The organism is Cupriavidus metallidurans CH34, assembly GCF_000196015.1.
Taxonomy (GTDB): Bacteria; Pseudomonadota; Gammaproteobacteria; order Burkholderiales; family Burkholderiaceae; genus Cupriavidus; species Cupriavidus metallidurans.
Map to the genome: position 1 here is coordinate 1,727,733 of NC_007973.1, position 26,084 is coordinate 1,753,816.

Consider the following 26,084-nt stretch of genomic DNA (forward strand, 5'->3'; position numbering starts at 1 on the left):
GCGCGCAACTCGCCAGGAGTGGTCAGCCCATAACAAACTTCTGCAGCAGGCGCCGGAATTCGTCGAACTCTTCGGGCGTGAATTCCTTCAGTCGCTCATTCAGCACTTCCGGTGCGATCGACGGGATCTCTGCCGAAACCAGTCTGCCCTTGGAGGTCAGGGTCAGATTCACCACGCGACGGTCGTCGATGCTGCGGCTGCGTTCCAGCAGGCCTTTTTCCTCGAGCCGGTCGAGCATGCGCGTCATCAGGCCGCTGTCGATGCCGAGCAGCTTGCTGATCTCAAACGGCGTGCCCGCCATGCCGCGGGTCAGCGCCAGCAGGATACCCATCTGTTGCCCGTTGATATCCAGGGGACGTAATGCGGAATCCATTTCCAGAAGCAGGCTGTTGCGTGCCTTGTTCAGGTGGAAACCAATGCTCTGGGTGAGATGGAAGTTCTCGGGTGTGTAGTGTTTCACTATCGTGTCCTTTTTCGATGATCGAGAGACTTGTGATGCAGACACTTGCCGAAAAGAAGTCTGGCGAATTCGCGACAGAATGGGAATTTAGTTTTGTTGTGAGTCGATGTAGAAGAAATGAAATTGAGTGCGATTTCCCGAAACCGCCGTCTGGCGCGGATGTCCGGTCATTGGAAATGCCCCAATTGGGGTATTCGAAAAGGTGCGCGGGGAAAAAAGTCTAAATTCTGCGGACGAGAAAGTTCATGACGCATAGCGCCGCGTCGCGCGCGTTGCTCCGGTACAGTCGCGGATAAATCAGAAAAAGGGATCGAAGTGTCACTCCATTCGACCCCGGCAAACTGAGTAAGGGGCGGTGTCCCGCAGTGGACCGTCTTCGCCGGTTCCAATATGACATCTGGAAAATGACGCGCGCGATTCTGATATCTGCATTGGCGCTGCTGGCTGCCGCCGCCGGATCTCCCGTTTATGGGCAGGCCCAGCCTGAAGATCCGAGCCAATCTCAGACGCAAACGCAAACGGAATCCACAAAACCGCCCGAATCCGCCAAGCCGGCGGACCAGATGCAACCTCCGGCAAAGAAGAAACTGACGTTCTTCGATCCGGAAGACGGGAAGCTCGACATGAGCGACTTCCTGCTCAATCACAAGGGCGCGCTGCCGGTGCCGACGATCATCACCGAACCGGCGGTGGGTTACGGCTTTGGGCTCGGGCTGCTGTTTTTCTCCGAATCCATGGCGGATGCGGCCGCCGAGGCCCGGGCCAGTGGCAAGGGGCCGGCGCCGCCGAATATCACGGTGCTGGGCGGTGCCTATACCGATAACGGTACGTGGGCGGCCGGCTTCGGGCATTTCCACACCTGGGATGGCGATCGCATCCGTTATCTGGGCGGTATCGGCAAGGTGGACGCCAATCTCGAGTACTTCGGCGTCTCGAACCAGCCGCGATCCTATGAGCTGAGCGGCTTCGCGCTGGTGCAGCAGTTGCTGATCCGGGTGGGCGACACACACTGGTTCATCGGTCCGCGCTACGTATTTGCCGATACGTCCGCAACGTTCAAGTTCGGCAATTCGGCGCAGGAACTGGGTAGCTTCGAGCGCGACCAGCGTATCGGCAAGGGCGGTATCGTCATCGACTACGACTCGCGCGACAACATCTTCTATCCGAACAAGGGCAGCTACGCCGAACTGGAAGTGCAGTTCGCGCGAGCCGGCTTCGGCAGCACACAGACGTTTGACATGTACAACGCGCGTGGCTTCACGTGGATTCCGGTGGCCCGTACGCTGATTCTCGGCTTGCGTGGCGATACGCGTTTCTCCACGGGTGATGTGCCGTTCTACGCGCAGCCCTATGTGGACCTGCGCGGTGTGCAGAAGGGACGCTATCAGGACCGCAATGCCGTGATGACCGAAGTCGAACTGCGCTGGGACGTCACGCCGCGCTGGTCGCTGCTGGCGTTCTCCGGCGCGGGCAAGGCGTACGGACGGTGGAACGATTTCTCCGATGCGTCCACCGTGGTCAGCGTCGGTGGCGGTTTCCGCTACATGATCGCCCGCAAGCTGGGCCTGTCGATGGGTATCGACGTGGCGCACAGCCGTGACCAGAATGCGTTCTATATCCAGGTGGGTAGCGCATGGCACTAGCCGGGCAAGCGTGACGCCACGGATGCTGAAACGGGCCCATACGGGCCCGTTTCCTTATGCCACGGCCGGGAAGTCCAGGGTCGTGTCGTTGACGCGATTGATCATGTTGGTGAACAGGATCGCGCTGATGGCCTGAATGGCCTCGACGATCTGCCCATCGCTGTAGCCAGCGGCGCGTATCGCCTCCAGGCTTGCGGCAGGTACCGTGCCGCGCGTGCTCACCAGTTCCACCGCGAAGCGGGTCAGCGCGTCAATCTTTGCGTCCTCTGGGTAGCTGCCCCGACGGAGCTGGCACATCTGATCGCCGGTATAGCCGGCCATCTTGCCCGTCAGCGTATGTGCAGCCACACAGTAGTCGCAACCGCTGTGCTCGCTCACGGAGAGGTTGATGGCTTCCAGTTCACGCGCCGACAGGTTGCCCTTCTTGAGCGCCGCATTTGTCTGCAGCGCCTGCGCGAGCACAGCCGGCGCATTGCTGCCGATCGTCGCGTAGGCGTTCGGCACCTTGCCGATGGCACCGCGGAGCGCGCCAAAAAGTTCGGCGGTCTGGCCGGTGGCGTCCTGGACGGCGATGGTATGCAGGCGGGTGGTCATGGTCTTTCTCCTTCGTGTCACGGGTATCGGGGTTCGGAGGCGCTGGTATATGGCAGCGCTTCCATGGACTCCATGGTAGGTGCGAGTGCGATTCGGATGGATTAGAATCGGCTCATCTTTTTGCTCGATCGTCTCACGTCGGGGTGTGCTCCATGGACAGCCTTAGCGAACTCGTGCGCCTGCTGGCCCCAGCCGGCACGGTGGACCTCCATTGCCGCGTGGCGGGCGCGTGGTCGGCCCACAATGAACAGGCGCCACCCGGTCACGTGCCGTACCACGTGATCCTGGATGGGCAGGCCAGCGTGCAGGTGGGCAAGGAGACGCTGCAGGTTGGCATGGGCGATGTGCTGCTGTTTCCGCACGGCGCCGCCCATACGTTGCATGGCATGCAGGGCGGCCGGCGCAGGGCAGCGGAGTCGCGACAGTTCAACGGGGTGGTGACGGAAGTGTCGGTACCGGGCGCGGCGGCGCCGCTCGACATCCTGTGCGGCACGTTCGTGCTTGGCAGCGCGTCCAAGGTTCTGCTGAGCGCGTTGCCAGAGATGCTGTGCGTCGGCACAAGAGGCAACGGCGATGGTGAAGGTGAGGGCGGCGCGGACGATCTGGCCTGGCTGCGCGGCCTGATCGGCATGATGCATGCAGAAGCGGAGCGCCCCGGCCCGGGTAGCGCTGCGATCATCGCCGATCTCTCGACCGCGCTGTTCACCGTGCTGCTGCGCACGCTGATCGCCCAAGGGGGTGTTTCGCAGGGCGTCATTGCCTTGATGGCCGACCCTCGGATGGCGCGCGCCGTCGACGCTGTGGTCCGGGCGCCCGAGAAGCCGTGGACTCTCGACAGTCTCGCTCAGGTTTGCAACGTGTCACGCGCCACGCTGGCGCGTCGCTTCTCGCAACTGGGCATGACGCCGCTGGAACTGGTGACGACGTTGCGCATGGAACGCGCCGCGCGGCTGCTGCGTCAGGATGGCCTGTCGGCGGCGGCCGTGGCTGAACAGTGCGGATATGCGTCGCAGGCGGCGTTTGGCCGTGTTTTCGCGCAGCAGTTCGGCATCGGGCCGGGCGCATACCGGCGGCAGCATCGCGCGCTGCGCCATGGCGCCTGAGACCCTACTACCGATGATTTGACACCAACTGGATTGACGAATGCCCTCCGCGACCAGACCCAATGAAAACTGGGACGACTACCGGTACTTCCTGGCCGTTGCCCGATCGGGCACGCTCTCCGCGGCTGCCGAGCAACTCGGCACAGAGCACACGACGGTGGCACGCCATATCCACGCACTTGAGCGGACCCTCAATACGCGCCTGTTTCACAAGAGCCATACGGGCTATGCGCTGACCGATGCGGGCGAGCGACTGCTGGCCACCGCCGAGACGATCGAAGGCGCGCTACTTGCCTCGAAGGCTGCGGCGGCAGGCGAGCAGGAGATCGCCGGCATCGTGCGGATCGGCGCGCCCGACGGCTTCGGCAGCATGTTCCTGGCGCCGCGCATCCATGCGCTGACCGAACGGCACCCCAGGCTCGAGGTGGAAATCTTCGCCGCCGCCCGGATCTTCAGCCTGACCCGTCGCGAAGCCGATATCGCCATCGGCCTGTCGGGCGCGGAGCATCTGCGTGTGGCGTCGCACCGACTGACCGACTACCGTATGTTCGTCTACGGAACGAAGTCGTACCTGAAGCGCGCTGCGCAGATTCGTACCAAGGCAGACCTCGCGCAGCATCCCTTCGTCGGCTACGTGGAGGAATTGCTGTTCTCGCCCGAGTTAAGCTTTTCCGGCGCGGTCGGCGTCGAGCTTCCGGCGCGTGTGCGCTGCACGAACCTGCTGACCCAGGTTCACGCCACGCTCTCCGGACATTGCCTCTGCATTATCCCGGCCTACGTGGCGGCGGATTTCCCCGCGCTGGTGCCGGTGCTGCCCGATGCCGTGGCCGTGACGCGTACATTCCACATGCACGTTCACGAGGACCACTGGAAATCGGCGCATGTGCGTGCCGTGGCCAACTTTATCGCCGAGGAAGTCGAGGCGAATACCGGGCTGTTCCTCGACGGTACGGGCTGATCGGTCACTGTAGTGAAAGGGTGAGGTTGTGCATCTTTGCACAACCGATGCGGATTTGCGGCCTGTCGTTGTGCACGATCTCGGCGAATAATTGCCGCATGTCAGGTTTGCTGCCCACCGCCATGTCCGCCCCCGCATCCACGCCCCCGTCTTCTGCCGGTTCTGCCAGTGCCGCCAGTACCGCCACGTCCGCCATACCTGCCGGCTCGCGCCACCTGCGCACGCTCACGCAAGTTGGCGGGCTCCTCGTCGTCTGGTTTGCCGCCGATTCGCTCACCCGGGCGTTCGGGTGGTCGATGTCGCCAGGGGTGCTGGGGCTGCTGGGCGTGCTGGTCCTGCTGCTGTCCGGCCGCCTTCAGGTCGGCTGGGTCAAGGATGGGGCCAACTGGCTGCTTGGCGAGCTGGTGCTGTTTTTCATCCCGTGCGTGGTGGCCGTGATCAACTATTTGCCGCTGTTCCGGCGCGAGGGCGTCCAGCTCGCCATCGCCGTAACGGCAGGCACGGTGCTCGTCATGGCCGCCACGGCGCTGGCGGTCCATGCCGGCTGCCGGCTGGAGGCGCAGTTGGAGGCGCGGCGGGTGCGGGCGCGCTCGAACGGAGCACAGTGAGATGCCTGCGCTCTCCGGTTTGCATCTGGCCCCGTCCGTGGCGTCGTTTCTCTGCCTGGCATGGACCGTCGCGCTGTACTTCGCGGTCAAGCCGCTGTACCAGCGCCTGCCACGGATCTGGCTGTCGCCGGCGATCGTCGTGCCGGCACTGACCATCCCGCTGCTGCTGATCACCGGTATTCCCTACGCCGAGTACGTTGCCGATACCCGGTGGATGGTCTGGCTGCTCGGACCGGCCACGATCGCGTTCGCCGTGCCGATCTATGAGCACCGCGAGATCGTGCGCCGTCACTGGATCGCGCTGGCACTTGGCGTGATCGCCGGGATGCTGGTGGCGATGCTCAGCGCGCGGCTGCTGGCCGAGGCATTTCATTTCAGCAGCGAGGTGTCGAGCAGCCTGATGGCGCGTTCCGTGTCCACGCCGTTCGCTGTGGCCGTGGTCGCGCATACGGGCGGGTCCGCCGAACTGGTGTCGCTGTTCACCGTAATGACCGGACTTGCCGGCATGATCGTCGGGGACACGGTGCTCGGCCTGCTGCGACTGCGCTCGCCCGTGGCGCAGGGTGCATCGCTTGGCACCGCCGCGCATGGTTTCGGCACCGCGCGCGCCCGGCAGCGTCACGCCGAAGAGGGTGTGGTCGCCAGCCTGACGATGGTGCTGGCCGGCGTGCTGATGGTCATCGCCGGCCCAACCTTGACGGGCTGGGTCACGGCATTGGTGGGCTGAGGCTCCCTGGTTTCAGGTTGACGGCGACAGTCGACCCGTAGTTCATCTCAGGCAGGATCGAATACCCGCCCGGGGTTCAGAATCCCCTTCGGGTCGAGGGCTGCCTTGATTGTGCGCATCAGCGCCAGCTCCTCAGGAGTGCGCGAGTTGCCGAGGTAGGGCTTCTTGTGGATGCCGATGCCGTGCTCCGCCGACACGCTCCCGGCGAACTCGCGAACGATGGCATAGGCTACCGCGTCGATCTCGGCTTCTGGGAACGCCGCCGCGTCTACCCCGGGCAGGTGCACGCTGAAGTGCAGATTGCTGTCGCCGACGTGTCCGAAGTTCACCAGTTCGGCGCTCGGCCATCGTTCCAGGATGGCGCTACGCAACGCGTCGGCGAATCGGCCAATGCTGCCAATCGGCAGGCTGACGTCGAAAGCCGCGTTCGGTGCCCACATTTGCGGAAACTCGGCCACCGCATCGCGCAGCTTCCAAAAGCTCTCCGCCTCCTTACCACTCGCGGCCACCGCGGCATCGACAATCAGGCCGCTTTCCATCGCGCCTTCCAGCATCCGTTCGAACGCGGCGGCATCGGCATCAGCGTCGCTGCCTTGCAGGTCGACCAGCACATAGAATGGATGCCCTGCCGCAAGCGGTGCGCGTACGCCCGGAACACGCGTGGTCACTAGCGTGTAGTAGTCGGCCCACATCGCTTCGAAGGCAGAGACACGGCCGGAAAGCGCGCGCTGCGCGTGGCGCAGCAGGCGAACCACATCGTCGAAACTCTTCAGCGCGCAGAGCGCCGTTTGCGTGGCTGACGGCAGTGGTGCGAGCCGCAGGACCGCGCGCGTGATCACGCCGAGCGTGCCTTCGCTGCCCACGAAAACCTGGCGCAGGTCGTAGCCAGCGTTGTTCTTGAGCATCTTGTTCAGTGATGTCAGCACGGTGCCATCGGCCAGCACGACTTCAATCCCGAGTACCTGGTCGCGCATCATGCCGTACCGAATCACGCGATTGCCGCCCGCATTGGTGGCGATATTGCCGCCGATCTGGCAACTGCCGCGTGCGCCGAGATCCACCGCCAGCAACCATCCGGCCGCGCGCGCGGCTTCCTGCGCGGCCTGCAGCGTGGTGCCCGCCCAGACCGTCATCGTGCCAGCCTGCTCGTCGATCTCTTCGACGCCACGCATCCGTTCGAGGGATAGCACGACCTCGCCTTGCCCGGGCGTCGCGGCAGACGCCAGGCCTGTCAGGCCTCCTTGGGGAACGACTGGCTGGCCATGCCTGTGGCATGCGGCAAGGATGGCCGCGACGTCCGCCGTCGTACGCGGCCGCACGACGGCCAGCGGCGGGTTACCCAGCGGCGCGTACCAGTCCTTGCGGAAGCGTGTGTCGATGGCGTCGCCGGTTTGCAGGCCGGCAGGGTCGAGGATCGCGGCGAGTTCAGAGAGGAGGGCGGGTGTATTGGACATCGAGTAGCAGAATGGAAAGGGTCAGCGTATGCCGCGCGACAAAACCTGATCGTAGGAATCCATCACGGCAACGTAAAGTGCCATTCGTCACCTTCGTGATGGCACCAGACATCAAGCGCCGCTCCACGCTTCTGCATTGATCCTCGCGGCAATCGGTTTTGGCGGCTCCTGGGTGCGCGCCAGATGTTCCAGCGCCGGCTCGATGACTTCGGCCAGTTTGCGGAAGGCCGGACCGATCTCGGCTTCGGGCACGCACGCGTAGCCGAGCAGCAGCCCTTGTTGCGTCGCCGCCCCCTCGCTGTAGTAGCGCGAAAGCGGCCGGGCCGATAGCCCCTGCGTGCGCGCGGCCATGCTGATGCCAAGATCATCGGCGCCGCGCGGCAGATGCATCACCATGTGCAGGCCGGCCTCATGCGTGGATGTGGGCCAGTCGGCGCCGAAGCGGTTGGCGATGGCTTCGCGTAACAGCGCCTGGCGCTGCGCGTACCGCTGGCGCATCCGACGGATATGCGTGGCGTAGTGGCCTTCCTCGATGAAGTCCGCCAGCACCGCCTGCTGCACGAGCTGGCCTTCGCGATAGAGCTCGGACAGCCCCGTGGCGAAGTGGGGCGCCAGCGGCTTGGGCAACACCATGAAGCCCATGCGTATGCCCGGGAAGAGCGTCTTCGAGAACGTGCCCATGTAGATCACGCGATCGTTGTCGTCCAGCCCCTGCAACGACGCCACCGGCCTGCCTTCGAAACGGAACTCGCTGTCGTAGTCGTCCTCGATGATCCATGCACCGCGCTGCCGCGCGTATTCGAGCAACATGCGCCGGCGCGAGAGGCTCATCATCATGCCAAGCGGATACTGGTGCGAAGGCGTGACGAAGATGAAGCGTGGCGGATTCTGTAGCGTCGCGGGGCTTGGCGCGATCCCTTCATCGTCGACCGGTACCGGGATTGGCTCCACGCCCGCGCTTGCCAGCAGGCTGCGTGTGCCCCAGTAGCCGGGATCTTCCATCCATGCCTTGTCGCCGGGGTCGGCCAGCAGCCGGGTGGTCAGGTCCACGGCCTGGTGGATGCCGGTGGTCAGGATGATCTGGTCCGGCTCGCAGCGCACGGAACGCACTAGACGCAGGTGTTCGGCCAGCAGCTTCTTCAGCGGCAGGTAGCCGCCGTGATGCGCGTACGTCAGCAACTGCGGGCTTGGATTGCGCCAGTGCTTGTTCAGCAGGCGCGCCCAGACCGCGTGTGGAAATAGCGAGACATCAGGCACGCCTGCGACGAACGCGCCCCATTGGCGATCCGACGCGCTGGCGTGGGACACCAGATGCTGCCCGCGTCGCGACAGCGCGAATCGGTTTGGGTGTTGCTGCACTGCGGGCACAGTGATGGTGCCATTCGCCGCACTCCCGTTGTGCAATGCACGATGGTCGGGAACGGTATGCGACACGAAGGTGCCACTTCCGGTGGATGCGGTCACATAGCCTTCGGCCAATAACTGCTCGTACGCATACAGGACGGTGTTGCGCGAGACACCGATTTCCTTGGCCAGCAGGCGCGACGCCGGCAGCTTGCTACCCGCTGGCACAGCACCTGCAAGGATCTCCTGACGGATGATGGCGTAGAGCTGTCGGTTCATATGCTCGCCCGATTTGCCGGTGACTGCACCAGCGGGGCGCTCAAGTCGCTGAAGCAGCAGGTCGGAAAGAATCGTCTCTTTCAAAGTGGCTCCGGGCAAAAAACAGGATATGGACCTACCGATGGTACCAACCATCGGATAATTTTCCATCCGTGCTGATGCTGTTTTTTTTCGATGTCCCCATCGCGGAGCCCCCATGCCGAATGCAGCCACCGTTGCGTCTCCTGAATCGACAACGCTCACCACGCAGGCGATTGCCGATGCCGTGCGCGCACTCACGCCGTACATGGTGAAAACCCTGAGTGACTTCGTGGCGGCAGAGAGCCCGTCGGGTGCGGAGCAGCCCGCGGTGGACTTCATGGACGATGCGCTGCGCGAGCTTGGACTGGAGTCGGAACGCATCGTCCTGAACACGGCGCAGCTGAAAGACATGCCGCTGTTCTCCACGCCGTGCTGTCCCGATGGTGGACGCTACAACCTGCTGGCCACCCATCGTCCGCGCGAACGCGGTGGCCGCTCGGTACTGTTCAATGGTCACCTCGACGTGGTGCCAACCGGCCCCGATTCGATGTGGCGCGAGTCACCGTTCAAGTCGTATGTCGAGGATGGTTGGCTCTATGGTCGCGGCGCAGGTGACATGAAGGCGGGCATCGTCTGCGCGCTGGCCGCGTTCAAGGCACTGAAGGAACTGGGTGTACAGCCTGCCGGCAACGTCGGATTCAACGGCGTGCTGGAAGAAGAGAGCACCGGCAACGGCGCGCTGGCGACGGTGGCTTCGCTGCGTAGCGCCGTGGGCGCTGGCAAGCTCGCTTCGTTCGATACAGTGCTGATCCCCGAGCCGCTGGGTGAAGCCCTGATGAGCGCGCAGATGGGTGTGTTCTGGATGTATGTGGAACTGACGGGCCGCCCCGCCCACGCCGCGTATATGACTACTGGCGTCAATCCCGTGGAGGCCGGCATCGCGGTGATGGATGACCTGCGCCGTCTCGAAGCCGAATGGAACCTGCCGGAGAACCGGCCCGCCGCCTATCGCGACCACGCACATCCGATCAACTTCAACCTGGGCCAGATCCACGGTGGCGAATGGAACTCATCCGTGCCGTGTACCTGCACGCTTGGTATCCGCATCGGCTTCTATCCGCAGATGGATGTCAACGATGCCAAGGCCATCGTTGCCCAGCGCGTTCGTGATGCGCTGGCGCGTCTGGGTAGCACGCTTGACCTGAACATCCGCTACGAAGGCTTTCACGCGCCGGGCTGCGAGTTCGATCTCGATAATGCGCCGATGCTGGCGCTGGCCGAGGCGCACCGCAAGGCCCACGGCAATGCGCTGAAGCGTCAGGCCACCACGGCTACCACCGACGCCCGTCACTTCCGCATCACGCTCGATACACCCGTCACCTGCTACGGCCCCGAAGCTCGCAACATCCACGGCATCGACGAATCGGTGTCGATCGAAAGCATGGTGCGCGTGGCGACCACGTTCGCACAGTTCATGCACGACTGGTGCGGTGTAGAGCCAGCCGCCGACCAGACCTAGAAACCGGTTTTCCCTCGTTGCTGTACCGCCTGGGCAAATGCGCCACCACGTGGTGGGGCGTTGCCCGTTGCCCTCGCTTGTCCCAAAAATAGGAAACGACCGATGAAACGCATCACTGCCAGCGTCCAGTCGCGCATCAGGGGGAGCCTGATGTCGATGGCCTTTGTTGCCGCCGCCAGCCTCATGGCTGGCACCGCGCTTGCCCAGACCACGGGCGGCACGCTGTCCGGCATCGTGCAACCCGAGCCGCCGATCCTGGTCAGCGCGCTGAACTCGCAGGCACCCACGCAGTACATCGCCGGCAAGATCTATCAAGGTCTGCTGACCTATGGTCCCGACCTGAAGCCGCGCCCAGAACTGGCGAAGTCGTGGCAGATCTCGCCTGATGGCCTGACCTACACGTTCGAACTCCAGCAGGGCGTGAAATGGCACGACGGCAAACCATTCACCTCTGCCGACGTGGTGTTCTCGATCGACAAGATGTTGCGCGAGGTACATGTGCGCACGCGCGCCGTGATCAACAAGTACATGGCGTCGATCCGCGCGGTCAACGACAGTACCGTCGAGATCAAGCTCAAGGAGCCGTTCCCGCCGTTTATCTCGATGTTCGAAACCGGCACCATGCCGATGATGCCGAAGCACATCTACGACGGCACCGACTACCGCAACAACCCGGCCAACCAGAAGCCGGTGGGCACTGGCCCGTTCATGCTCAAGGAGTGGAAGAAGGGCGCCTATATCAAGCTGGCCAAGAACCCGAACTACTGGAAGAAGGGCAAGCCGTACCTGGACGAACTGGTGTTCTACGTAATCCCGGACTCGGCATCGCGGGCGGTGGCGTTCGAGAAGGGTGACCTTGCCCCTGTTCCACGAATCCCATAACCGAGGGAATTAGGCAGCCCGGTGTTGCTGAGCTGCGGACCAGTTTTTCTCGAACGTCATGGGGCTGACGTAGCCCAGCGTCGAGTGGAGTCGGCTGGCATTATAAAAGCCAAGCCAGTCAATTACCTCGTCCATTGCGGCGCGGCGGGTAGCGAACTGGCGACCGTGCAGGCGAGCGACCTTCAACGACCCCCACAGACTCTCAGTCGGCGCGTTGTCCCAGCAATCGCCCCTGCGGCTCATTGACGAGCGCATGCCATACGCCTTCAGGGCGTCTTGAAACAGATGGCTGCAATACTGGCTTCCCCGGTCGGTGTGCACAATCACACCGGCTTCCGGGCGGCGCCGGAACCAGGCCATGCGCAGCGCGTCCGTGACCAATTCGGCCTTCATGTGTGGTTGCATCGACCAGCCAACCACCTGCCGGCTGAACAGGTCGATGATGACCACCAGGTAGAGCCAGCCTTCGGCGGTCGCCACATAGGTTATGTCGCTCGTCCAGACTTGATTGGGTGCTGCTGGGCTAAAGTCGCGTTGCAGCAGATTGGGGGCCACCGGCAAATCGTGGTTCGAGTTGGTTGTCGCGATGTACTTGCGCTTGTGGCGGGCACGGATGCCGTGCAGCGCCATCAGCTTGCGAACACGCTCCTTGCCCACCCGCACCCCACGCGCCAGCAGTTCCTTCCACATGCGCGGCCAGCCGTACTCCCCCTTGACCCCGGCGTGAATCGCCTTGATGTGGGCCAACAAGGCATCGTCACTGAGTCGGCCTCTATCTGGCCTGTCGGTGCTTACTGTGCGTTGCTTGCGCTGGTGATAGCCGCTGGGGCTGACCCCTAACAGCTCACACAGGACCGAGACCGGCCAGTAACGTCGGTTTCGCTCGATGAACGCATACCTCACACCGACTCCTTCGCAAAGTATGCTGCGGCTTTTTTTAAAATATCGCGCTCCATCTTCAAGCGCGCCACCTCCGCCCGAAGCCGGGCCAGCTCCATCTGCTCCGGGCTGACCGGCTTCATACCCGCACCAGTCAGCTTGCCTTCCCGCTCCGCCTTGACCCAGTTATGCAGCGTCTGCGCTCTGATGCCCAGGGTCGCGCTAACCACTGCCATGCTCTGCCCGCTCTTCACCAGCCGTACCGCTTCCAGCTTGAATTCCAGCGTGTACTGCGCCCGCTTTGTCTTGCTTGTCATCACATCTCTCCTTGCTTCAGTTTAACCTCAGCAAGGGATTCGTTTTGCGGGGGCAAGCTCAGGGTGACGTGCAGGTGCTGCGCGGTGGCGACGTTGACAACGTCGACGTCAAGCGCCTGCGCGCGCTGCCCAACGTCGAGTACACGACCAAGGGCTGGGAAATGTTCGCGCCGATGACGAGCCTGCTGCTCAACGAGCGCAAGCCGCCGTTCAATAACGTGAACGTGCGCCGCGCCGTGATGCACGCGCTGAACCGCAAGCTGATCGTCGACAACATCTTCTTCGGCATGGGCAAGCCGGCTGTGAGCCCGTTCTCGTCGAGCACGCTGTTCTTCGACAAGAACATGCCCAACTTCGACTTCAGCATCAAGAAGGCGCGCGAGGAGCTCAAGGCATCTGGCGTGGACGTCAGCAAGTATCCGGTGAAGATCCTCTCCACGTCGTATGGCGCCAACTGGGACCGCCTGGACGAGTACATCAAGCAAATGCTGGAGCAGATCGGGTTCAAGGTCAGCATCGAGTCTGCCGACGCCGGTACGTGGTCATCGCGGGTCAGCAACTGGGACTACGACATGACGGTGACCTACACGTACCAGTACGGGGATCCGGCACTGGGTGTGGAACGTCTGTACGTGACGCGCAACATGGTCAAGGGCACGCCGTTCGCAAACGTTCAGGGCTACAGCAACCCGAAGGCTGACGATCTGTGGGCCAAGGGCGGCAACACCATGGACCCGGTGGAACGCCAGAAGCTCTACAGCGAACTGCAGCAGATCCTTGTGAGCGAGGTGGCCAATGCCAACCTGTTCGAGATCGAGTTCCCGACGCTGTATCGCAAGAACATCAAGAACCTTGTGACCACGGCCATTGGCCTGAACGAGTCGTTCGACAACGTCTCGATCGAGAAGAACTGATCGCGCCGCCAGGCTCCCCGGTGACAGGTTGCCGGGGAGCGACGGGGATGTGCACGCGGAGGTTATCGTGAATTTTCTGTCTTTCTTTCTATCCCGGCTGGTCAAGGCACTGGTGGTGGTGATCGGCGTGGTCGTCATCAACTTCTTCCTGATCCGCATGGCGCCCGGCGATCCGGCCACGGTGATGGCTGGCGAAGCTGGCGCTGGCGATGCCACCTATGTGACGCAGTTGCGTGAGCAGTTCGGGCTGGACCAGCCTGTGCTGACGCAACTGGGCATCTATCTCAAGGGGGTGGCGAAGCTCGACCTCGGCTACTCGTATCGTAACCACCTGCCGGTGCTGGACCTGATCCTCGATCGCCTGCCGGCCACCTTCTTGCTGATGAGCGGGGCATTCCTGTTCTCGATCGTGATGGGGGTGCTGTTGGGCGTGATTGCGGCGCGAACGCGCTACGAAAACCGCCGGCGCTGGATTGACAGCGCGGTGATGTCCGGCGCGTTGCTGCTGTACGCCACGCCGTTGTTCTGGCTCTCGCTGATGGCCATCATCCTGTTCTCCGTGGTGCTCGGCTGGTTGCCTGCTTTCGGCATGGAGAGCGTCGGGGCCGGATACACGGGACTGGCCCGCGTGCAGGATATCGCGCTCCATCTGGTGCTGCCGACGATTTCGTTGGGCTGCTTCTTCATGGCTGTCTACGTGCGACTGACGCGGGCTTCGATGCTCGAGGTCATGGGCATGGACTTCGTCAAGACGGCGCGCGCCAAGGGTGTGCCGGCCCGCCGCGTGATTCGTGTGCATGTGCTGCGTAACGCGCTGCTGCCCGTCATCACGTTTGCTGGCATCCAGCTTGGCCAGATGGCCGGTGGCGCGGTGCTGACCGAAACCGTGTTCTCGTGGCCTGGTATTGGCCGGCTGATGTTCGATGCGCTGCTGCAACGCGACTACCAGTTGCTGCTCGGCATCTTCTTCGTGACATCGGCGCTGGTGGTGTTCTTCAACCTGGTGACCGACGTGGTCTACCGCTTCATCGACCCCCGTATCGCCATCGGCGGCAAGGAGGCCACGGCATGAAATCGTTCCTCAAGCGCTATTGCCGCAACTACGGCGCCATGATCGGCCTGATCGTGCTGCTGGCGGTGGTTGTGGTGTCCTTCGTCGCGCCGATGCTCTACGAAGAGTCGCCCTGGATGATGGTGGCGGAACCGCTGATGAAGCCGTTCGCGGACATGGCCTATCCGTTCGGCACGGACATGCTGGGCCGCGACATCACCGCCGGGCTGCTGTATGGCGCGCGTGTTTCGCTGCTGGTCGGGGTGATCTCCACGGCGGTGGCGCTGGTCGTCGGCGTGCTCGTGGGGTCCGTGGCGGGGTACTGCGGTGGCCGGATCGACGACGCGCTGATGCGGGTGACCGAGTTCTTCCAGACCATTCCTCAGTTGGCCATGGCAGTGGTGATCGTGGCCATCTTCAATCCGTCGATCTACTCGATCGTTGGCGCGATCTCGGTCGTGTCGTGGCCGCCAGTAGCGCGCCTGGTGCGCGGAGAATTCCTGTCGCTGAAGCAGCGTGAGTTCGTGCAGGCCGCGATTGTGATCGGCCAGCGTCCACTGCGCATCATCCTGACGCAAATCCTGCCCAATGCGATGTCGCCGATCATCGTTTCGGCGTCGTTCATGGTGGCCACCGCCATCCTGACCGAGTCGGCGCTGTCGTTCCTGGGGCTTGGCGACCGCAACATGATGAGCTGGGGCTTCATGATCGGCGCCGCGCGCACCATGATCCGTGAAGCCTGGTGGATGAGCGTCTGGCCCGGCGTGGCAATCCTGCTGACGGTGCTGGCGATCAACCTGATCGGGGAGGGGCTCAACGATGCCCTGAACCCGCAACTGCGCCGCCGCGGCGAGTAAGGAGCGCTACGATGACGCAGACCAATTCCTCCCGACAACCGCTGTTGTCGATCCGCGATCTTTCCATCGCGCTGCCGGCGGGCGGCGACCGCGCGCACGCGGTCAAGGACATCTCGTATGACCTGCACGCTGGTGAAATCCTCTGCATCGTAGGGGAATCCGGCTCGGGAAAATCGATGAGCGCCAACGCGATCATGGGCCTGCTGCCGAGCTACCTGAAGCCTGAGCGCGGCGAGATCCTGTTCCAGGGGCGCGACCTGCTGAAACTGGACGAAACCACGCTGCTCGGCATGCGTGGCAAGGACATGGCAATGGTGTTCCAGGAGCCGTTGTCCGCGCTGAATCCCGTGATGACCGTTGGTGACCAGATCGCCGAAGTCATGCGTGTGCACCGCGCCTATCCGGGCGAAGCCTGCCAGCGGCGCGTGCTGGAACTGCTCGAGTTCGTCGGGTTGCCCGATCCAGCCACGCTGGTGCACAGCTATCCGTTCCGGCTGTCCGGCGGGCAGCGTCAGCGGGTGGTGATCGCGATGGCGCTGGCACTGGAGCCGACGCTGTTGATCGCGGACGAGCCCACCACGGCGCTGGACGTGACCACCCAGGCGCAGATTCTGGCCCTGATCCGGCGCATCCAGGCCGAGAAAGGCATGGGCGTGATGTTCGTTACCCACGACTTCGGCGTCGTGGCCGAGATCGCCGACCGCGTGGCCGTAATGGAAAAGGGCGTGCTGGTCGAGATCGGCACGGCGCAGCAGGTGCTCAATCACCCGCAGCATCCCTATACCCGGCGGCTGATCAGCGCCGTGCCACATGGCCGCGCGCGCGACGGCGGCCATGCGGACGACCGCACCGTGCTCGACGTGCGAAACCTGCGCAAGACCTACGTTTCCGGTGGCGGGCTGTTCTCGAAGAAGCGCGTGACTCACGCCGTGGATGACGTGTCGTTCAGCGTCAAGCGCGGCGAGACGCTCGGTATCGTGGGCGAATCGGGCTCGGGCAAGTCGACCATCGGCAAATGCCTGCTGCGCCTGACCGGCGTCGACGGTGGCCAGATGCTGTTCGACGGCCAGGACATTGCGCGCCTCTCCGAGCGCCAGTTCCGCCCGATGCGGCGCGACGTGCAGATGATCTTTCAGGACCCGTTTGCGTCGCTCAATCCGCGCCATACGGTTGGCCGCATCATCACCGATGGCCCCGTCGCCACAGGCGTGCCACTGGGCGATGCCCAGGCGCGGGCGCGCGAACTGCTGCAACTGGTTGGACTGGAAGCCTCCGCGTTCGACCGCTATCCAAACCAGTTCTCGGGCGGCCAGCGTCAGCGCATCGGTATCGCCCGGGCCCTGGCGCTGGAGCCGAAGCTGCTGGTGGCCGACGAATCGGTATCGGCGCTCGATGTCTCCGTACAGGCGCAGGTGCTGCAACTGCTGGCAGACCTGCAGAAGCGGCTCGATATCGCGCTGATCTTCATCACGCACGACCTGCGCGTGGCCGCGCAGATCTGCCATCAGGTCATCGTCATGCACCGGGGCCGGGTCGTCGAAGCTGGCCCGCCTTCGCAGATTTTTGATGATCCACAGCACGACTACACCCGTCGCCTGATCGACGCCATTCCCGGCAAGACCTGGGACCCGACGCTGATTCGCGTCGCGGCCTGAGGTCTGCCGCACACAGAACCACGAATTCACTGGAGCCAATCAATGAAGAACGCCGAACTGGTCCGTCGCAAGGATGCCGCTACCCCGCGTGGGGTAGGTGTGATGTGCAATTTCTACGCCGACCGCGCCGAGAACAGCGAAATCTGGGATGTCGAGGGCAAGCGGTACATCGACTTCGCTGCCGGCATCGCCGTGCTCAACACGGGCCATCGTCACCCGCGCCTGGTGGCCGCGCTGCAGGCGCAACTGAATCGCTTCACCCATACGGCGTACCAGATCGTGCCGTACGCCAGCTATGTGGAGCTGGCCGAGAAGATCAACCAGCGCGCGCCGGGCCGCTCAGCTCGCAAGACGGCCTTCTTCACGACCGGCGCGGAAGCGGTGGAGAACGCCGTCAAGATCGCGCGCGCCGCCACCGGCCGGCCCGGCGTGATCGCGTTCTCAGGCGGGTTCCATGGCCGCACGATGATGGGCATGGCGCTGACTGGCAAGGTGGCCCCGTACAAGACCGGCTTCGGGCCGTTCCCCGGCGAGGTCTTCCACGCGCCTTACCCGTCTGCATTGCATGGCGTGACGGTGGAGGATTCGCGCCGCGCGCTCGAACACCTGTTCAAGGCCGATATCGACCCGCGCCGCGTGGCAGCCATCATCTTCGAACCGGTGCAGGGCGAAGGCGGCTTCAACGTGGCGCCGCCGGAGTTCGTGCGGATGCTGCGCGCTGTGTGCGACGAGCACGGCATCCTGCTGGTGGCCGATGAGGTCCAGACCGGTTTCGGCCGCACGGGCAAGCTGTTCGCGATGGAGCACTACGACGTCGCGCCGGACCTGACCACGATGGCCAAGAGCCTGGCCGGCGGGATGCCGCTTTCCGCCGTGTGTGGCCGTGCCGAAATCATGGATGCGCCCGCGCCGGGCGGCCTCGGCGGGACCTACGCCGGCAATCCGCTGGCGGTGGCGTCCGCGCTGGCCGTGCTCGACGTGCTCGAGTCCGAGAACCTGATCGCGCGAGGCGCGGAGCTTGGCGAACGACTGACGGCCCGCCTGAACAGCCTCAAGCCGCGCGTGCCGCAAATCGCCGAAGTCCGTGGCATCGGCGCAATGGTGGCCGTGGAGTTCCGTCGCGCCGATGGCAGCCCGGATGCGGAGTTCACCCGCGAAGTGCAGAACCGCGCGCTGGAGAGGGGCCTGTTGCTGCTGTCGTGCGGCGTGTACGGCAACGTGATTCGCTTCCTGTTCCCGCTGACCATCCAGGACGCCGTGATGAACGAGGGCCTCGACATCCTGGCAGACGTGCTGACTCGCTGACCCGCCGAACGGAGCCACTGACATGACCCGACCCCAGGCAGTACCGACCGTCCAGGTCGACAACGAACGTGTGGCCGTGACCGAATGGCGCTTCGCCAAGGGCGCCGAAACCGGGCATCACCACCATGGCTATGACTATGTGGTGGTGCCGATGACCACCGGGCCGCTGCTGCTGCAGACGCCGGAGGGCGAAGTCACGAGCCAGCTCGTGGCCGGGCGCGCCTATTACCGGGCAGCCGGCGTCGAGCACAACGTGATCAACGCCCATGACGGTGAATGCGTGTTCGTCGAAATCGAAATCAAGCGTGGAGACCAGGCATGAGCGCGCCACGCGAACGGAATGGCGGCCAGATTCTGGTCGAACAGCTGCGCATCCAGGGCACGAAGCGCGTGTTCCTGGTGCCGGGCGAGAGCTATCTGCCGTGCATCGACGCGCTCTACGACCATCAGGATGCGATCACGCCGATCGTCTGCCGGCAGGAGAGCGGCGCCGGATACATGGCGGAGGCCTACGGCAAGCTGACCGGCGAGCCCGGCGTCTGTTTTGTCACGCGCGGCCCGGGGGCGACCAATGCGAGCATCGCGGTGCATACGGCGTTTCAGGACTCCACACCGATGATCCTGTTCGTCGGTCAGGTTGGAAACGACTTCTACGAGCGCGAGGCATTCCAGGAGATCGACTACCGTCGCATGTTCGGCCAGATGGCCAAGTGGGTGGCCCAGATCGATCGCACGGACCGGATCCCCGAGTTCGTGGCGCGAGCCTACGCGGTCGCAACCAGCGGGCGTCCCGGTCCGGTGGTGCTGGCGTTGCCCGAGGACACGCTCTGGGGCCGCGCCACGGTCGCCGACATGCCGCGTTATGAGCGCGTCCACGGCGCCCCGACGCCGGTGGCGCTCGACAAGCTCTCCACCTTGCTGGCTGGCGCGAAGCGGCCGTTCCTGCTGGTCGGGGGCTCGGGCTGGACGCCCACGGCCATGCGGCAGATCGAAGGCTTTGCCGAACGCTTCGGCCTGCCCGTGGGTGTGGCATGGCGACGTCTGGAATGCTTCGACAACGGACATCCGAACTTCGCCGGCCACGTCGGTTGGGGGATGGTCGATGCGCTGCGCCAGCGGATTCACGAAGCGGATCTGGTGATCGCCGTGGGCACGCGCATGGGCGAGGCCACCACGGAAGGCTACACGCTGGTGGAAAGCCCGCAGCCACGGCAGAAGCTGGTGCACGTGTATCCCGATCCGGACGAACTCGGCCGGGTATTCCGCCCGACGTTGCCGATTGCCGCCGATGTGGTGTCGTTCGCGGCGGCCGTGGCGCAGCTATCTCCGGCGCAGACGGTATCCCGAGAGGCGATGACGGCGGTGACGGCGGCCAATGCCAACTTCCTGGCGGAGCAGGAGCCCAAGGACGCCCCCGGCGCGTTGAACCTGAACCGGGTGGCCTGCCACGTGCGCGACCACGTGCCGGACGATGCCTGCATCACTGTCGGCGCAGGCAACTATGCGTTGTTCGCGCACGCCTATCACCGCTTCCATGGCGTGGGCACGAGCCTGGCGCCGACGGTAGGGTCGATGGGTTACGGCTTGCCGGCCGCAATCTCGGCCAAGCTCGAGAATCCGTCGCGTACCGTGGTCTGCTACGCGGGCGATGGCTGCTTCCAGATGAACCTGCAGGAACTCGGCGTGGCCATGCAGTATCGGCTGGGCATCGTGATCCTTGTTTTCAACAACGGCATGTGGGGCACGATCCGCGCGCATCAGGAACGCGAGTTCCCGGGCCGCACGATTGCGCTCGGCTTCGACAATCCCGAGTTCAGCCAGCTGGTCAAGGCGTATCACGGCCACGGCGAAGTGGTGGATCGCGATGAGGATTTCGCCCCCGCCTTTGCCCGGGCGCTGGAATTCGCCAATCGCGAGCAACTCCCCGCGCTGATCGAGCTGCGCTACGAACCCGATGGTATCGCGCCCGGCGTCACGCTCTCCGGCATTCGTGCCGCAGCGCTGGCGCGGCAATCCGCCTGAGCGACGCAACACGACGACAACCGACGGAACCACCCGTAATTCCCACCATGCGCGCCTTTTTCTCGGATGACCAGTTGCTGCACCAGCCTCGGCAGTTCATGCGCGCAGGCCGGCTGTGCGAGCCGACGGACGTACCGGCTCGCGCCGCCGTGCTCCAGCGGGCGCTCGACGCCCGTGGTATCGAACTCGTCGCGCCGCCCGACTACGGCCGCGCGCCGCTGGAAACAGTGCATAGCCCGGCGTACCTCGATTTCCTGACCAGCGCGTTCGAGCGCTGGATGGCGCAGGCAACGCCTACGCTCGAACCGGGCATCGAGGTGCTGCCGAACCTTTCGCCGTATCACAGCGGCAAGATCGACAAGACGCGGCGTGGCCCGTGTCCATCGGGCAGCGTGATTGCCGAAGCGGGCTACTACCTCGGGGACCTGAGCTGTCCGCTCGGGCCCCATAGCTGGCAGTCGATCCTGCGCTCGGCGCATAGCGCGGTGGCGGCGGCGCGGCATGTGTGCGCGCCGCACGACGGCAATGGCATGGCCTATGCGCTGTGCCGGCCGTCCGGCCACCACGCCCACGCTGACCGCGCAGGCGGGTTCTGCTACGTCAACAACTCGGCGATCGCCGCGCAGACACTGCTGGAGCGCTTCGACAAGGTCGCCGTGCTCGACGTGGACGCCCATCATGGCGATGGCACGCAGCAGATCTTCTACCAGCGTTCCGACGTGATGACGATTTCGCTGCACGCGGACCCCAGCAGCTACTACCCGTTTTACACGGGCTACGCCACCGAGCGCGGTCATGGCGCGGGCTATGGCTACAACCTCAATTTCCCGCTGCCGCACGGCACAGGCGATGCTGGATTCCTGTCGGCGCTGGACAGCGCGCTCGATGCGCTGCGCGACTACCGTCCGCAGGCGCTGGTGCTGGCGCTTGGCTTCGACACGTACAAGCACGACCCGATCAGCGTGCTGCAGGTGGGGCTGGAAGCCTATCGGGGCGTGGGCGAGCGTATCCACGCGCTGGGCGTGCCGACGGTGGTGGTGCAGGAGGGCGGTTACGAAGTGGATGCGATCGGTATCGCGCTGGAAGCATTTCTCGCGGGCTTCGTGCCTGCGATGGCATGAATCAGGAGTACACATGACGACTTTGAACATCGACGGCCAGCGGCTCTGGCAGTCCCTGATGGATCTGGCTGCCATCGGCGCGACGCCAAAGGGCGGCAACGCGCGGCTGGCACTGACCGCGCTGGACGGACAGGGGCGCGATCTCGTGACAGGCTGGATGCGCGATGCCGGCCTGACGGTGACCGTGGACCAGGTGGGCAACATCTTTGGCCGTCGCGCGGGCCGCAACAATGACCTGCCGCCTGTCATGACCGGCAGCCACATCGACACGCAGCCCACCGGCGGCAAGTTCGACGGGTGCTTTGGCGTGCTGGCGGGTCTGGAGGTGATGCGCACGCTCAACGACCACGGCGTGCAGACGGAGGCGCCGCTGGAACTTGCCATCTGGACCAACGAGGAAGGCACGCGTTTCGTGCCCGTGATGATGGGCTCGGGCGTGTTCGCTGGCGTGTTCCCGCTGGAAGTGGCCCTGAACGCCACGGATACGGCGGGCAAGCGCGTGGCGGACGAACTGGAGGCGATCGGCTATGCCGGCAAGCTGCCGGTTGGCGGGCGACCCGTGGGCGCGTACTTCGAGGCCCACATCGAGCAGGGTCCGATCCTGGAGGCTGCCGACAACGTGATCGGCGTGGTCACAGGCTCGCTGGGGCTGCGTTGGTATGACGTGACCGTGACCGGCATGGAGGCTCACGCAGGCCCCACGCCGATGCCGCTGCGGCGCGATGCGCTCTACGGCGCCACGCACGTGATGCAGGAGGTGATCCGTATCGCCAACGATTTCGCGCCGCATGGGCGCGGTACGGTGGGCGTGGTCAACGTTCACCCCGCCTCGCGCAATGTGATTCCCGGTGCGGTGACGTTCACGGTGGACCTGCGTCACCAGGACGCGGAGCAACTCAAGGTGATGGATGCGCGTTTCCGCGCGGCCTGCGCGGCGCTGGCCGAAGGCAAGACCACGGGAACGGCGCTCGACGTGAAGATCGAGGACGTGCAGTACTTCGCGCCCACGCCGTTCGCGCCGGAGCTGGTTGGCCACGTCCGGGCAGAGGCGCAGGCACGCGGCTTCAGCCATCAGGACATCGTGACGGGCGCGGGTCACGACGCGGTGTATATCGCCGGCGTGGCGCCGACCGCGATGATCTTCGTGCCGTGCAAGGACGGCATCAGCCACAACGAGGTGGAAGACGCCCGGCCCGAGCATCTGGAGGCTGGCGCAAACGTATTGCTTGGCGCCATGGTGGCGCAGGCGGGCAAGGGGCGTGACCAATGAGCGAACTCAAGGATCTCGAATACTGGCGGGGCCGGGCGCGGGCGCTGCCGATTCCGGCACACGCTTATATCGACGGCCAGTGGACCAGCGCGGCCGATGGCGCGACGTTCGACTGCATCAACCCGGCCACGGGCGAACAACTGGCGCGTGTGGCGGCCTGCGGCGCAGCGGACGTCGACCGTGCCGTGGCTGCGGCCCGGCGCGCGTTCGAGGCCGGAGTCTGGTCGGCGATGCCCCGGCGCGAGCGCAAGGCCGTGCTATTGCGTCTGGCGGCCCTGATCGAGACGCACCGGGAAGAACTGGCGCTGCTGGAGACGCTGGACATGGGCAAGCCGATCGGCGACACCATGCTTTATGACATCCCCGAAGCGGCTCGCACCTATGCGTGGTATGCCGAGGCGATCGACAAGGTCTATGACGAGATCGCGCCGACCGATGCGGGCGTGCTGGCCACGATCACGCGCGAGCCGCTTGGCGTCGTGGCGGCCGTGGTGCCGTGGAACTATCCGCTGCTGATGGCGAGCTGGAAGGTGGCGCCGGCGCTGGCCGCGGGCAACAGCGTGGTGCTGAAGCCGGCCGAGCAATCGCCGCTGACCGCGATCCGCCTGGCCGCGCTGGCGGAAGAGGCTGGCGTGCCGCCCGGCGTCTTCAACGTGGTGCCCGGGTTAGGCGCAGAGGCAGGGCAGGCGTTGGGCCGCCATCCCGATGTCGACTGCCTGGCGTTCACGGGTTCCACGGCTACCGGCAAGCGGTTTATGGAATATAGCGGCCAGTCGAATCTCAAGCGCGTCTGGCTCGAATGCGGTGGCAAGTCACCGCATATCGTGTTCGACGACTGCCCGGACCTCGACCGCGCCGCGCTGGCCGCCGCCATCGGCATCTTCAACAACCAGGGGGAGATTTGCATCGCGGGCTCGCGGCTCTACGTGCAGCGCGGCATCTACGACACGTTCATGGCGAAGCTGGAGGCGCATGCGGCGGCCATGCAGCCGGGGGATCCGCTCGACCCGCGCTCCGCGATGGGCGCGATCGTCGACGGGCGGCAGTTCGACCGTGTGATGTCGTATGTGGAAGCCGGCCAGAGGGAGGGGGCAAGGCTGCGTGCGGGCGGTCAGGCCGCGCGCGCCGATTCCGGGGGCTGGTTTGTGCAGCCGACGATCTTCGAGTGCCCGACGCAGTCGCTGTCGATCGTCAAGGAGGAGATTTTCGGCCCGGTGCTGGCCGTGACCGTGTTCGACACCGAGGCCGAAGCCGTGGCGATGGCCAACGACTCGGCGTACGGGCTAGGCGCGGGGCTGTGGACGTCGGACCTGTCGCGCGCGCATCGTGTCTCGCGCCGGCTGCGTAGCGGGCTGGTCTGGGTCAACTGCTACATGGACGGCGACATCACCGTGCCGTTCGGCGGCGTCAAGCAGTCGGGGTTCGGGCGCGACAAGTCGTTGCACGCGCTGGAGAAGTACCAGGACCTGAAGACGACCTGGATCCGGCTCGAGTAGTTGCTGCGGCCTGTCGGCGCACCGGTGACCTCATCAATCCATCGCCGCGTGCGCCAGGCTGTCGTCGGCGTGCTTCGCGCCGGGGCGGATCAACAGGATCAGCGGCACCACCACCAGCGTGGCGATGAACATCGCCTTGAAGTCGTTCAGATAGGCGATCATCGCTGCCTGCTGGTTGATGGTCTGGTTCAGCACCGCGATGTCGATCCGCGAGCCATGCGTGAGCATCGACTGCAGCGCCGGGTTGTACGGGTTGATATGCGTGACCAGGTCGCTGTGCGCCACCTGCGCGTTGCGGGTCATCATGGTCTGGATCAGCGAGATGCCGATGCTGCTGCCGATATTGCGCATCAGGCTGTATGTGGCCGTGCCATCGGCGCGCAGGGACGGCTCCAGTGTGGAGAACGTCAGCGCCGACAGCGGTACGAACACGAGCCCCAGGCCGAAGCCCTGGATGATGCCCGGTACGACGATATCCGACATCGAAAGCACCACGGTGTAGCCCATCATCTGCCACAGTGCGAAGGCGGAGATCAGGAAGCCGGCCAACAGGAGCAGCCGCGCATCCACGCGCCGCAGCAGCCGGCCCGCCAGCATCATCGCGATCATCGTGCCCAGCCCGCTTGGCGCGGTAACCAGCCCCGTGGTGGCCACCGGATAGCCCATCAGGTTCTGCAGCATCGGCGGCAGCAGCGCGCGGGTGGCATACATGACCGCGCCGATCACGAAGATGAAACAGGCCCCGGTGACGAAATTACGGTCCTTGAGCAGCGCGGAACGGAAGAACGACTTTTCGCCGGCTGTGGCCGTATGGATCAGGAAGTAGGCGAAGGCGATCACGCAGATCAGCGCCTCGACGCGGATTTCGAGCGAGCCGAACCAGTCAAGTTGTTCGCCGCGGTCCAGCATGGCCTGCAACGCCCCGATAGCGAGACTCAGCGTGGCGAAGCCGAACGCGTCGAATCTCATGCTGCGCGCCGGGGTGCGGTTCGGTAGCGAGGCCAGCACGCCGAACAACGCGAACAGGCCGATCGGCACGTTGATGAAGAACACCCAGCGCCAGTTGTAGCTGTCGGTCAGCCAGCCGCCCAGTGTGGGCCCGAGAATTGGCCCGACCATCACGCCCATGCCCCACACGGCCATGGCCTGCCCCTGGCGCGACGGTGGATTGATATCGAGCAGGATCGACTGGGACAGCGGCACCAGCGCCGCCCCAAAAACCCCTTGCAGCAGCCGCGCGGCCACGATCTGGGTGAGGGAGTCCGCCATCCCGCACAGCGCCGAAGCCACGGTAAATCCGCCGATCGAGATAGCCAGCAGCCGCTTGACGCCGAGCTGGTCGGACAGCCAGCCGGTCAGCGGCGTGGCGATGGCTGCGGCGACGATGTAGGAAGTCAGCACCCATGTGATTTCGTCCTGCGAGGCCGAAAGCGTACCCTGCATGTGCGGCAGGGCCACGTTGGCGATGGTGCTGTCGAGCGTCTGGATCAGCGTGGCCAGCATGATCGAAAGGGTGATCATCGGCCGGTTGAGCGGGGTGGCGGCTGGCTGTGCCGCGCCGGAAACCACGGAGGACATTGGGGGGGGCTGGAAGGGCTGGCGCAG

21 protein-coding genes and 2 pseudogenes are annotated in these 26,084 nt (G+C 64.6%); 17 read left to right on the forward strand and 6 right to left on the reverse strand.

What is annotated here, in order from left to right; all coding sequences use genetic code 11:
• Positions 1-22: 22 nt before the first annotated feature.
• Positions 23-460, reverse strand: coding sequence for a MarR family winged helix-turn-helix transcriptional regulator (locus RMET_RS08055; protein WP_011516331.1), 438 nt, complete (start codon positions 458-460; stop codon positions 23-25).
• A 563-nt stretch (positions 461-1,023) separates the two neighbouring features.
• Here RMET_RS08055 and RMET_RS08060 point away from each other — a divergent pair.
• Positions 1,024-2,103: a BamA/TamA family outer membrane protein gene (locus tag RMET_RS08060; RefSeq protein ID WP_231138483.1), complete on the forward strand. Its 1,080-nt coding sequence runs from the start codon at positions 1,024-1,026 to the stop codon at positions 2,101-2,103.
• 54 nt (positions 2,104-2,157) lie between these two features.
• Here RMET_RS08060 and RMET_RS08065 read toward each other — a convergent pair whose 3' ends face one another.
• Positions 2,158-2,697, reverse strand: coding sequence for a carboxymuconolactone decarboxylase family protein (locus RMET_RS08065; RefSeq protein ID WP_011516334.1), 540 nt, complete (start codon positions 2,695-2,697; stop codon positions 2,158-2,160).
• A 152-nt stretch (positions 2,698-2,849) separates the two neighbouring features.
• Here RMET_RS08065 and RMET_RS08070 point away from each other — a divergent pair, with 152 nt between their 5' ends.
• The 4 genes from RMET_RS08070 to RMET_RS08085 all read left to right on the forward strand — a co-directional run bounded on the left by RMET_RS08070 (position 2,850) and on the right by RMET_RS08085 (position 6,093).
• Positions 2,850-3,800: a cupin domain-containing protein gene (locus RMET_RS08070; RefSeq protein WP_011516335.1), complete on the forward strand. Its 951-nt coding sequence runs from the start codon at positions 2,850-2,852 to the stop codon at positions 3,798-3,800.
• A 40-nt stretch (positions 3,801-3,840) separates the two neighbouring features.
• The gene (locus RMET_RS08075; RefSeq protein ID WP_011516336.1) at positions 3,841-4,758 is read left to right on the forward strand and encodes a LysR family transcriptional regulator; all 918 of its coding nucleotides are present in this window, start codon (positions 3,841-3,843) and stop codon (positions 4,756-4,758) included.
• A gap of 98 nt (positions 4,759-4,856) precedes the next feature.
• Positions 4,857-5,366 (forward strand): CidA/LrgA family protein, encoded by a 510-nt coding sequence (locus RMET_RS08080; RefSeq protein ID WP_231138482.1) that lies wholly within the window; start codon positions 4,857-4,859, stop codon positions 5,364-5,366.
• A gap of 1 nt (position 5,367) precedes the next feature.
• Complete coding sequence (locus RMET_RS08085; RefSeq protein ID WP_011516339.1) at positions 5,368-6,093, forward strand: LrgB family protein; 726 nt, start codon at positions 5,368-5,370, stop codon at positions 6,091-6,093.
• Between the two features lie 47 nt (positions 6,094-6,140).
• On the opposite strand, the gene RMET_RS08090 is transcribed toward RMET_RS08085, so the two are convergent.
• Positions 6,141-7,547: an FAD-binding oxidoreductase gene (locus RMET_RS08090; protein WP_011516340.1), complete on the reverse strand. Its 1,407-nt coding sequence runs from the start codon at positions 7,545-7,547 to the stop codon at positions 6,141-6,143.
• Positions 7,548-7,658: 111 nt separating this feature from the next.
• Positions 7,659-9,254 (reverse strand): MocR-like pyridoxine biosynthesis transcription factor PdxR, encoded by a 1,596-nt coding sequence (pdxR, locus tag RMET_RS08095; protein WP_029307968.1) that lies wholly within the window; start codon positions 9,252-9,254, stop codon positions 7,659-7,661.
• 112 nt (positions 9,255-9,366) lie between these two features.
• Between pdxR and RMET_RS08100 the strand changes: the two genes are divergently transcribed.
• Both RMET_RS08100 and RMET_RS08105 read left to right on the forward strand, forming a co-directional pair.
• Positions 9,367-10,710 carry an ArgE/DapE family deacylase gene (locus tag RMET_RS08100; protein WP_011516342.1) on the forward strand — a complete coding sequence of 448 codons (1,344 nt, stop codon included), beginning with the start codon at positions 9,367-9,369 and terminating at the stop codon, positions 10,708-10,710.
• Positions 10,711-10,812: 102 nt separating this feature from the next.
• Positions 10,813-11,568, forward strand: a pseudogene (locus RMET_RS08105) (ABC transporter substrate-binding protein); the annotation flags it as partial.
• A 33-nt stretch (positions 11,569-11,601) separates the two neighbouring features.
• Here the strand turns inward: RMET_RS08105 and RMET_RS08110 are convergent.
• Positions 11,602-12,788, reverse strand: a protein-coding gene (locus tag RMET_RS08110; protein WP_085960481.1) for an IS3-like element ISRme13 family transposase whose coding sequence is annotated in 2 segments (ribosomal slippage) — positions 11,602-12,533 and positions 12,533-12,788 — 1,188 coding nt in all. Because the reading frame shifts where the segments join, the coding sequence is not laid out codon by codon here.
• 59 nt (positions 12,789-12,847) lie between these two features.
• Here RMET_RS08110 and RMET_RS08120 point away from each other — a divergent pair.
• The 10 genes and pseudogenes from RMET_RS08120 to RMET_RS08165 form a co-directional block, all read left to right on the forward strand.
• Positions 12,848-13,702, forward strand: a pseudogene (locus RMET_RS08120) (ABC transporter substrate-binding protein); the annotation flags it as partial.
• A gap of 67 nt (positions 13,703-13,769) precedes the next feature.
• On the forward strand, positions 13,770-14,774 hold the full coding sequence (locus RMET_RS08125) for an ABC transporter permease (RefSeq protein ID WP_024569757.1): 1,005 nt from the start codon (positions 13,770-13,772) through the stop codon (positions 14,772-14,774).
• Complete coding sequence (locus tag RMET_RS08130) at positions 14,771-15,610, forward strand: ABC transporter permease (RefSeq protein ID WP_011516345.1); 840 nt, start codon at positions 14,771-14,773, stop codon at positions 15,608-15,610. Before RMET_RS08125 ends, RMET_RS08130 begins: the two co-directional genes overlap by 4 nt.
• An 11-nt stretch (positions 15,611-15,621) precedes the next feature.
• Positions 15,622-17,265, forward strand: a complete 1,644-nt coding sequence (locus RMET_RS08135; protein WP_011516346.1) for an ABC transporter ATP-binding protein — start codon at positions 15,622-15,624, stop codon at positions 17,263-17,265.
• Positions 17,266-17,307: 42 nt separating this feature from the next.
• Positions 17,308-18,570 carry a 4-aminobutyrate--2-oxoglutarate transaminase gene (gene gabT / locus RMET_RS08140; RefSeq protein WP_011516347.1) on the forward strand — a complete coding sequence of 421 codons (1,263 nt, stop codon included), beginning with the start codon at positions 17,308-17,310 and terminating at the stop codon, positions 18,568-18,570.
• A gap of 22 nt (positions 18,571-18,592) precedes the next feature.
• Positions 18,593-18,892, forward strand: a complete 300-nt coding sequence (locus RMET_RS08145) for a cupin domain-containing protein (protein WP_011516348.1) — start codon at positions 18,593-18,595, stop codon at positions 18,890-18,892.
• Positions 18,889-20,592, forward strand: a complete 1,704-nt coding sequence (locus RMET_RS08150) for a thiamine pyrophosphate-binding protein (RefSeq protein WP_011516349.1) — start codon at positions 18,889-18,891, stop codon at positions 20,590-20,592. Before RMET_RS08145 ends, RMET_RS08150 begins: the two co-directional genes overlap by 4 nt.
• 47 nt (positions 20,593-20,639) lie before the next feature.
• Positions 20,640-21,713, forward strand: coding sequence for a histone deacetylase family protein (locus RMET_RS08155; protein ID WP_011516350.1), 1,074 nt, complete (start codon positions 20,640-20,642; stop codon positions 21,711-21,713).
• Positions 21,714-21,726: 13 nt separating this feature from the next.
• Positions 21,727-22,983 carry a Zn-dependent hydrolase gene (locus RMET_RS08160; RefSeq protein ID WP_011516351.1) on the forward strand — a complete coding sequence of 419 codons (1,257 nt, stop codon included), beginning with the start codon at positions 21,727-21,729 and terminating at the stop codon, positions 22,981-22,983.
• Positions 22,980-24,479 (forward strand): aldehyde dehydrogenase, encoded by a 1,500-nt coding sequence (locus RMET_RS08165; RefSeq protein ID WP_011516352.1) that lies wholly within the window; start codon positions 22,980-22,982, stop codon positions 24,477-24,479. Before RMET_RS08160 ends, RMET_RS08165 begins: the two co-directional genes overlap by 4 nt.
• Before the next feature lie 33 nt (positions 24,480-24,512).
• Here RMET_RS08165 and RMET_RS08170 read toward each other — a convergent pair whose 3' ends face one another.
• Complete coding sequence (locus RMET_RS08170) at positions 24,513-26,057, reverse strand: DHA2 family efflux MFS transporter permease subunit (protein ID WP_029307962.1); 1,545 nt, start codon at positions 26,055-26,057, stop codon at positions 24,513-24,515.
• Between the last annotated feature and the right edge of the window lie 27 nt (positions 26,058-26,084).

What these genes read in the sequence shown, in the direction of transcription:
- RMET_RS08130 (WP_011516345.1), top strand. Translation starts at nt 14,771, where the DNA reads ATGAAATCGTTCCTCAAGCGCTATTGCCGCAACTACGGCGCCATGATC.
- RMET_RS08065 (WP_011516334.1), bottom strand. Translation starts at nt 2,697, where the DNA reads ATGACCACCCGCCTGCATACCATCGCCGTCCAGGACGCCACCGGCCAG.
- RMET_RS08135 (WP_011516346.1), top strand. Translation starts at nt 15,622, where the DNA reads ATGACGCAGACCAATTCCTCCCGACAACCGCTGTTGTCGATCCGCGAT.
- RMET_RS08150 (WP_011516349.1), top strand. Translation starts at nt 18,889, where the DNA reads ATGAGCGCGCCACGCGAACGGAATGGCGGCCAGATTCTGGTCGAACAG.
- RMET_RS08165 (WP_011516352.1), top strand. Translation starts at nt 22,980, where the DNA reads ATGAGCGAACTCAAGGATCTCGAATACTGGCGGGGCCGGGCGCGGGCG.
- RMET_RS08085 (WP_011516339.1), top strand. Translation starts at nt 5,368, where the DNA reads ATGCCTGCGCTCTCCGGTTTGCATCTGGCCCCGTCCGTGGCGTCGTTT.
- RMET_RS08155 (WP_011516350.1), top strand. Translation starts at nt 20,640, where the DNA reads ATGCGCGCCTTTTTCTCGGATGACCAGTTGCTGCACCAGCCTCGGCAG.
- RMET_RS08060 (WP_231138483.1), top strand. Translation starts at nt 1,024, where the DNA reads ATGCAACCTCCGGCAAAGAAGAAACTGACGTTCTTCGATCCGGAAGAC.
- RMET_RS08090 (WP_011516340.1), bottom strand. Translation starts at nt 7,547, where the DNA reads ATGTCCAATACACCCGCCCTCCTCTCTGAACTCGCCGCGATCCTCGAC.
- RMET_RS08070 (WP_011516335.1), top strand. Translation starts at nt 2,850, where the DNA reads ATGGACAGCCTTAGCGAACTCGTGCGCCTGCTGGCCCCAGCCGGCACG.
- RMET_RS08075 (WP_011516336.1), top strand. Translation starts at nt 3,841, where the DNA reads ATGCCCTCCGCGACCAGACCCAATGAAAACTGGGACGACTACCGGTAC.
- RMET_RS08080 (WP_231138482.1), top strand. Translation starts at nt 4,857, where the DNA reads ATGTCAGGTTTGCTGCCCACCGCCATGTCCGCCCCCGCATCCACGCCC.
- RMET_RS08160 (WP_011516351.1), top strand. Translation starts at nt 21,727, where the DNA reads ATGACGACTTTGAACATCGACGGCCAGCGGCTCTGGCAGTCCCTGATG.
- RMET_RS08100 (WP_011516342.1), top strand. Translation starts at nt 9,367, where the DNA reads ATGCCGAATGCAGCCACCGTTGCGTCTCCTGAATCGACAACGCTCACC.
- gabT (WP_011516347.1), top strand. Translation starts at nt 17,308, where the DNA reads ATGAAGAACGCCGAACTGGTCCGTCGCAAGGATGCCGCTACCCCGCGT.
- RMET_RS08170 (WP_029307962.1), bottom strand. Translation starts at nt 26,057, where the DNA reads ATGTCCTCCGTGGTTTCCGGCGCGGCACAGCCAGCCGCCACCCCGCTC.
- RMET_RS08145 (WP_011516348.1), top strand. Translation starts at nt 18,593, where the DNA reads ATGACCCGACCCCAGGCAGTACCGACCGTCCAGGTCGACAACGAACGT.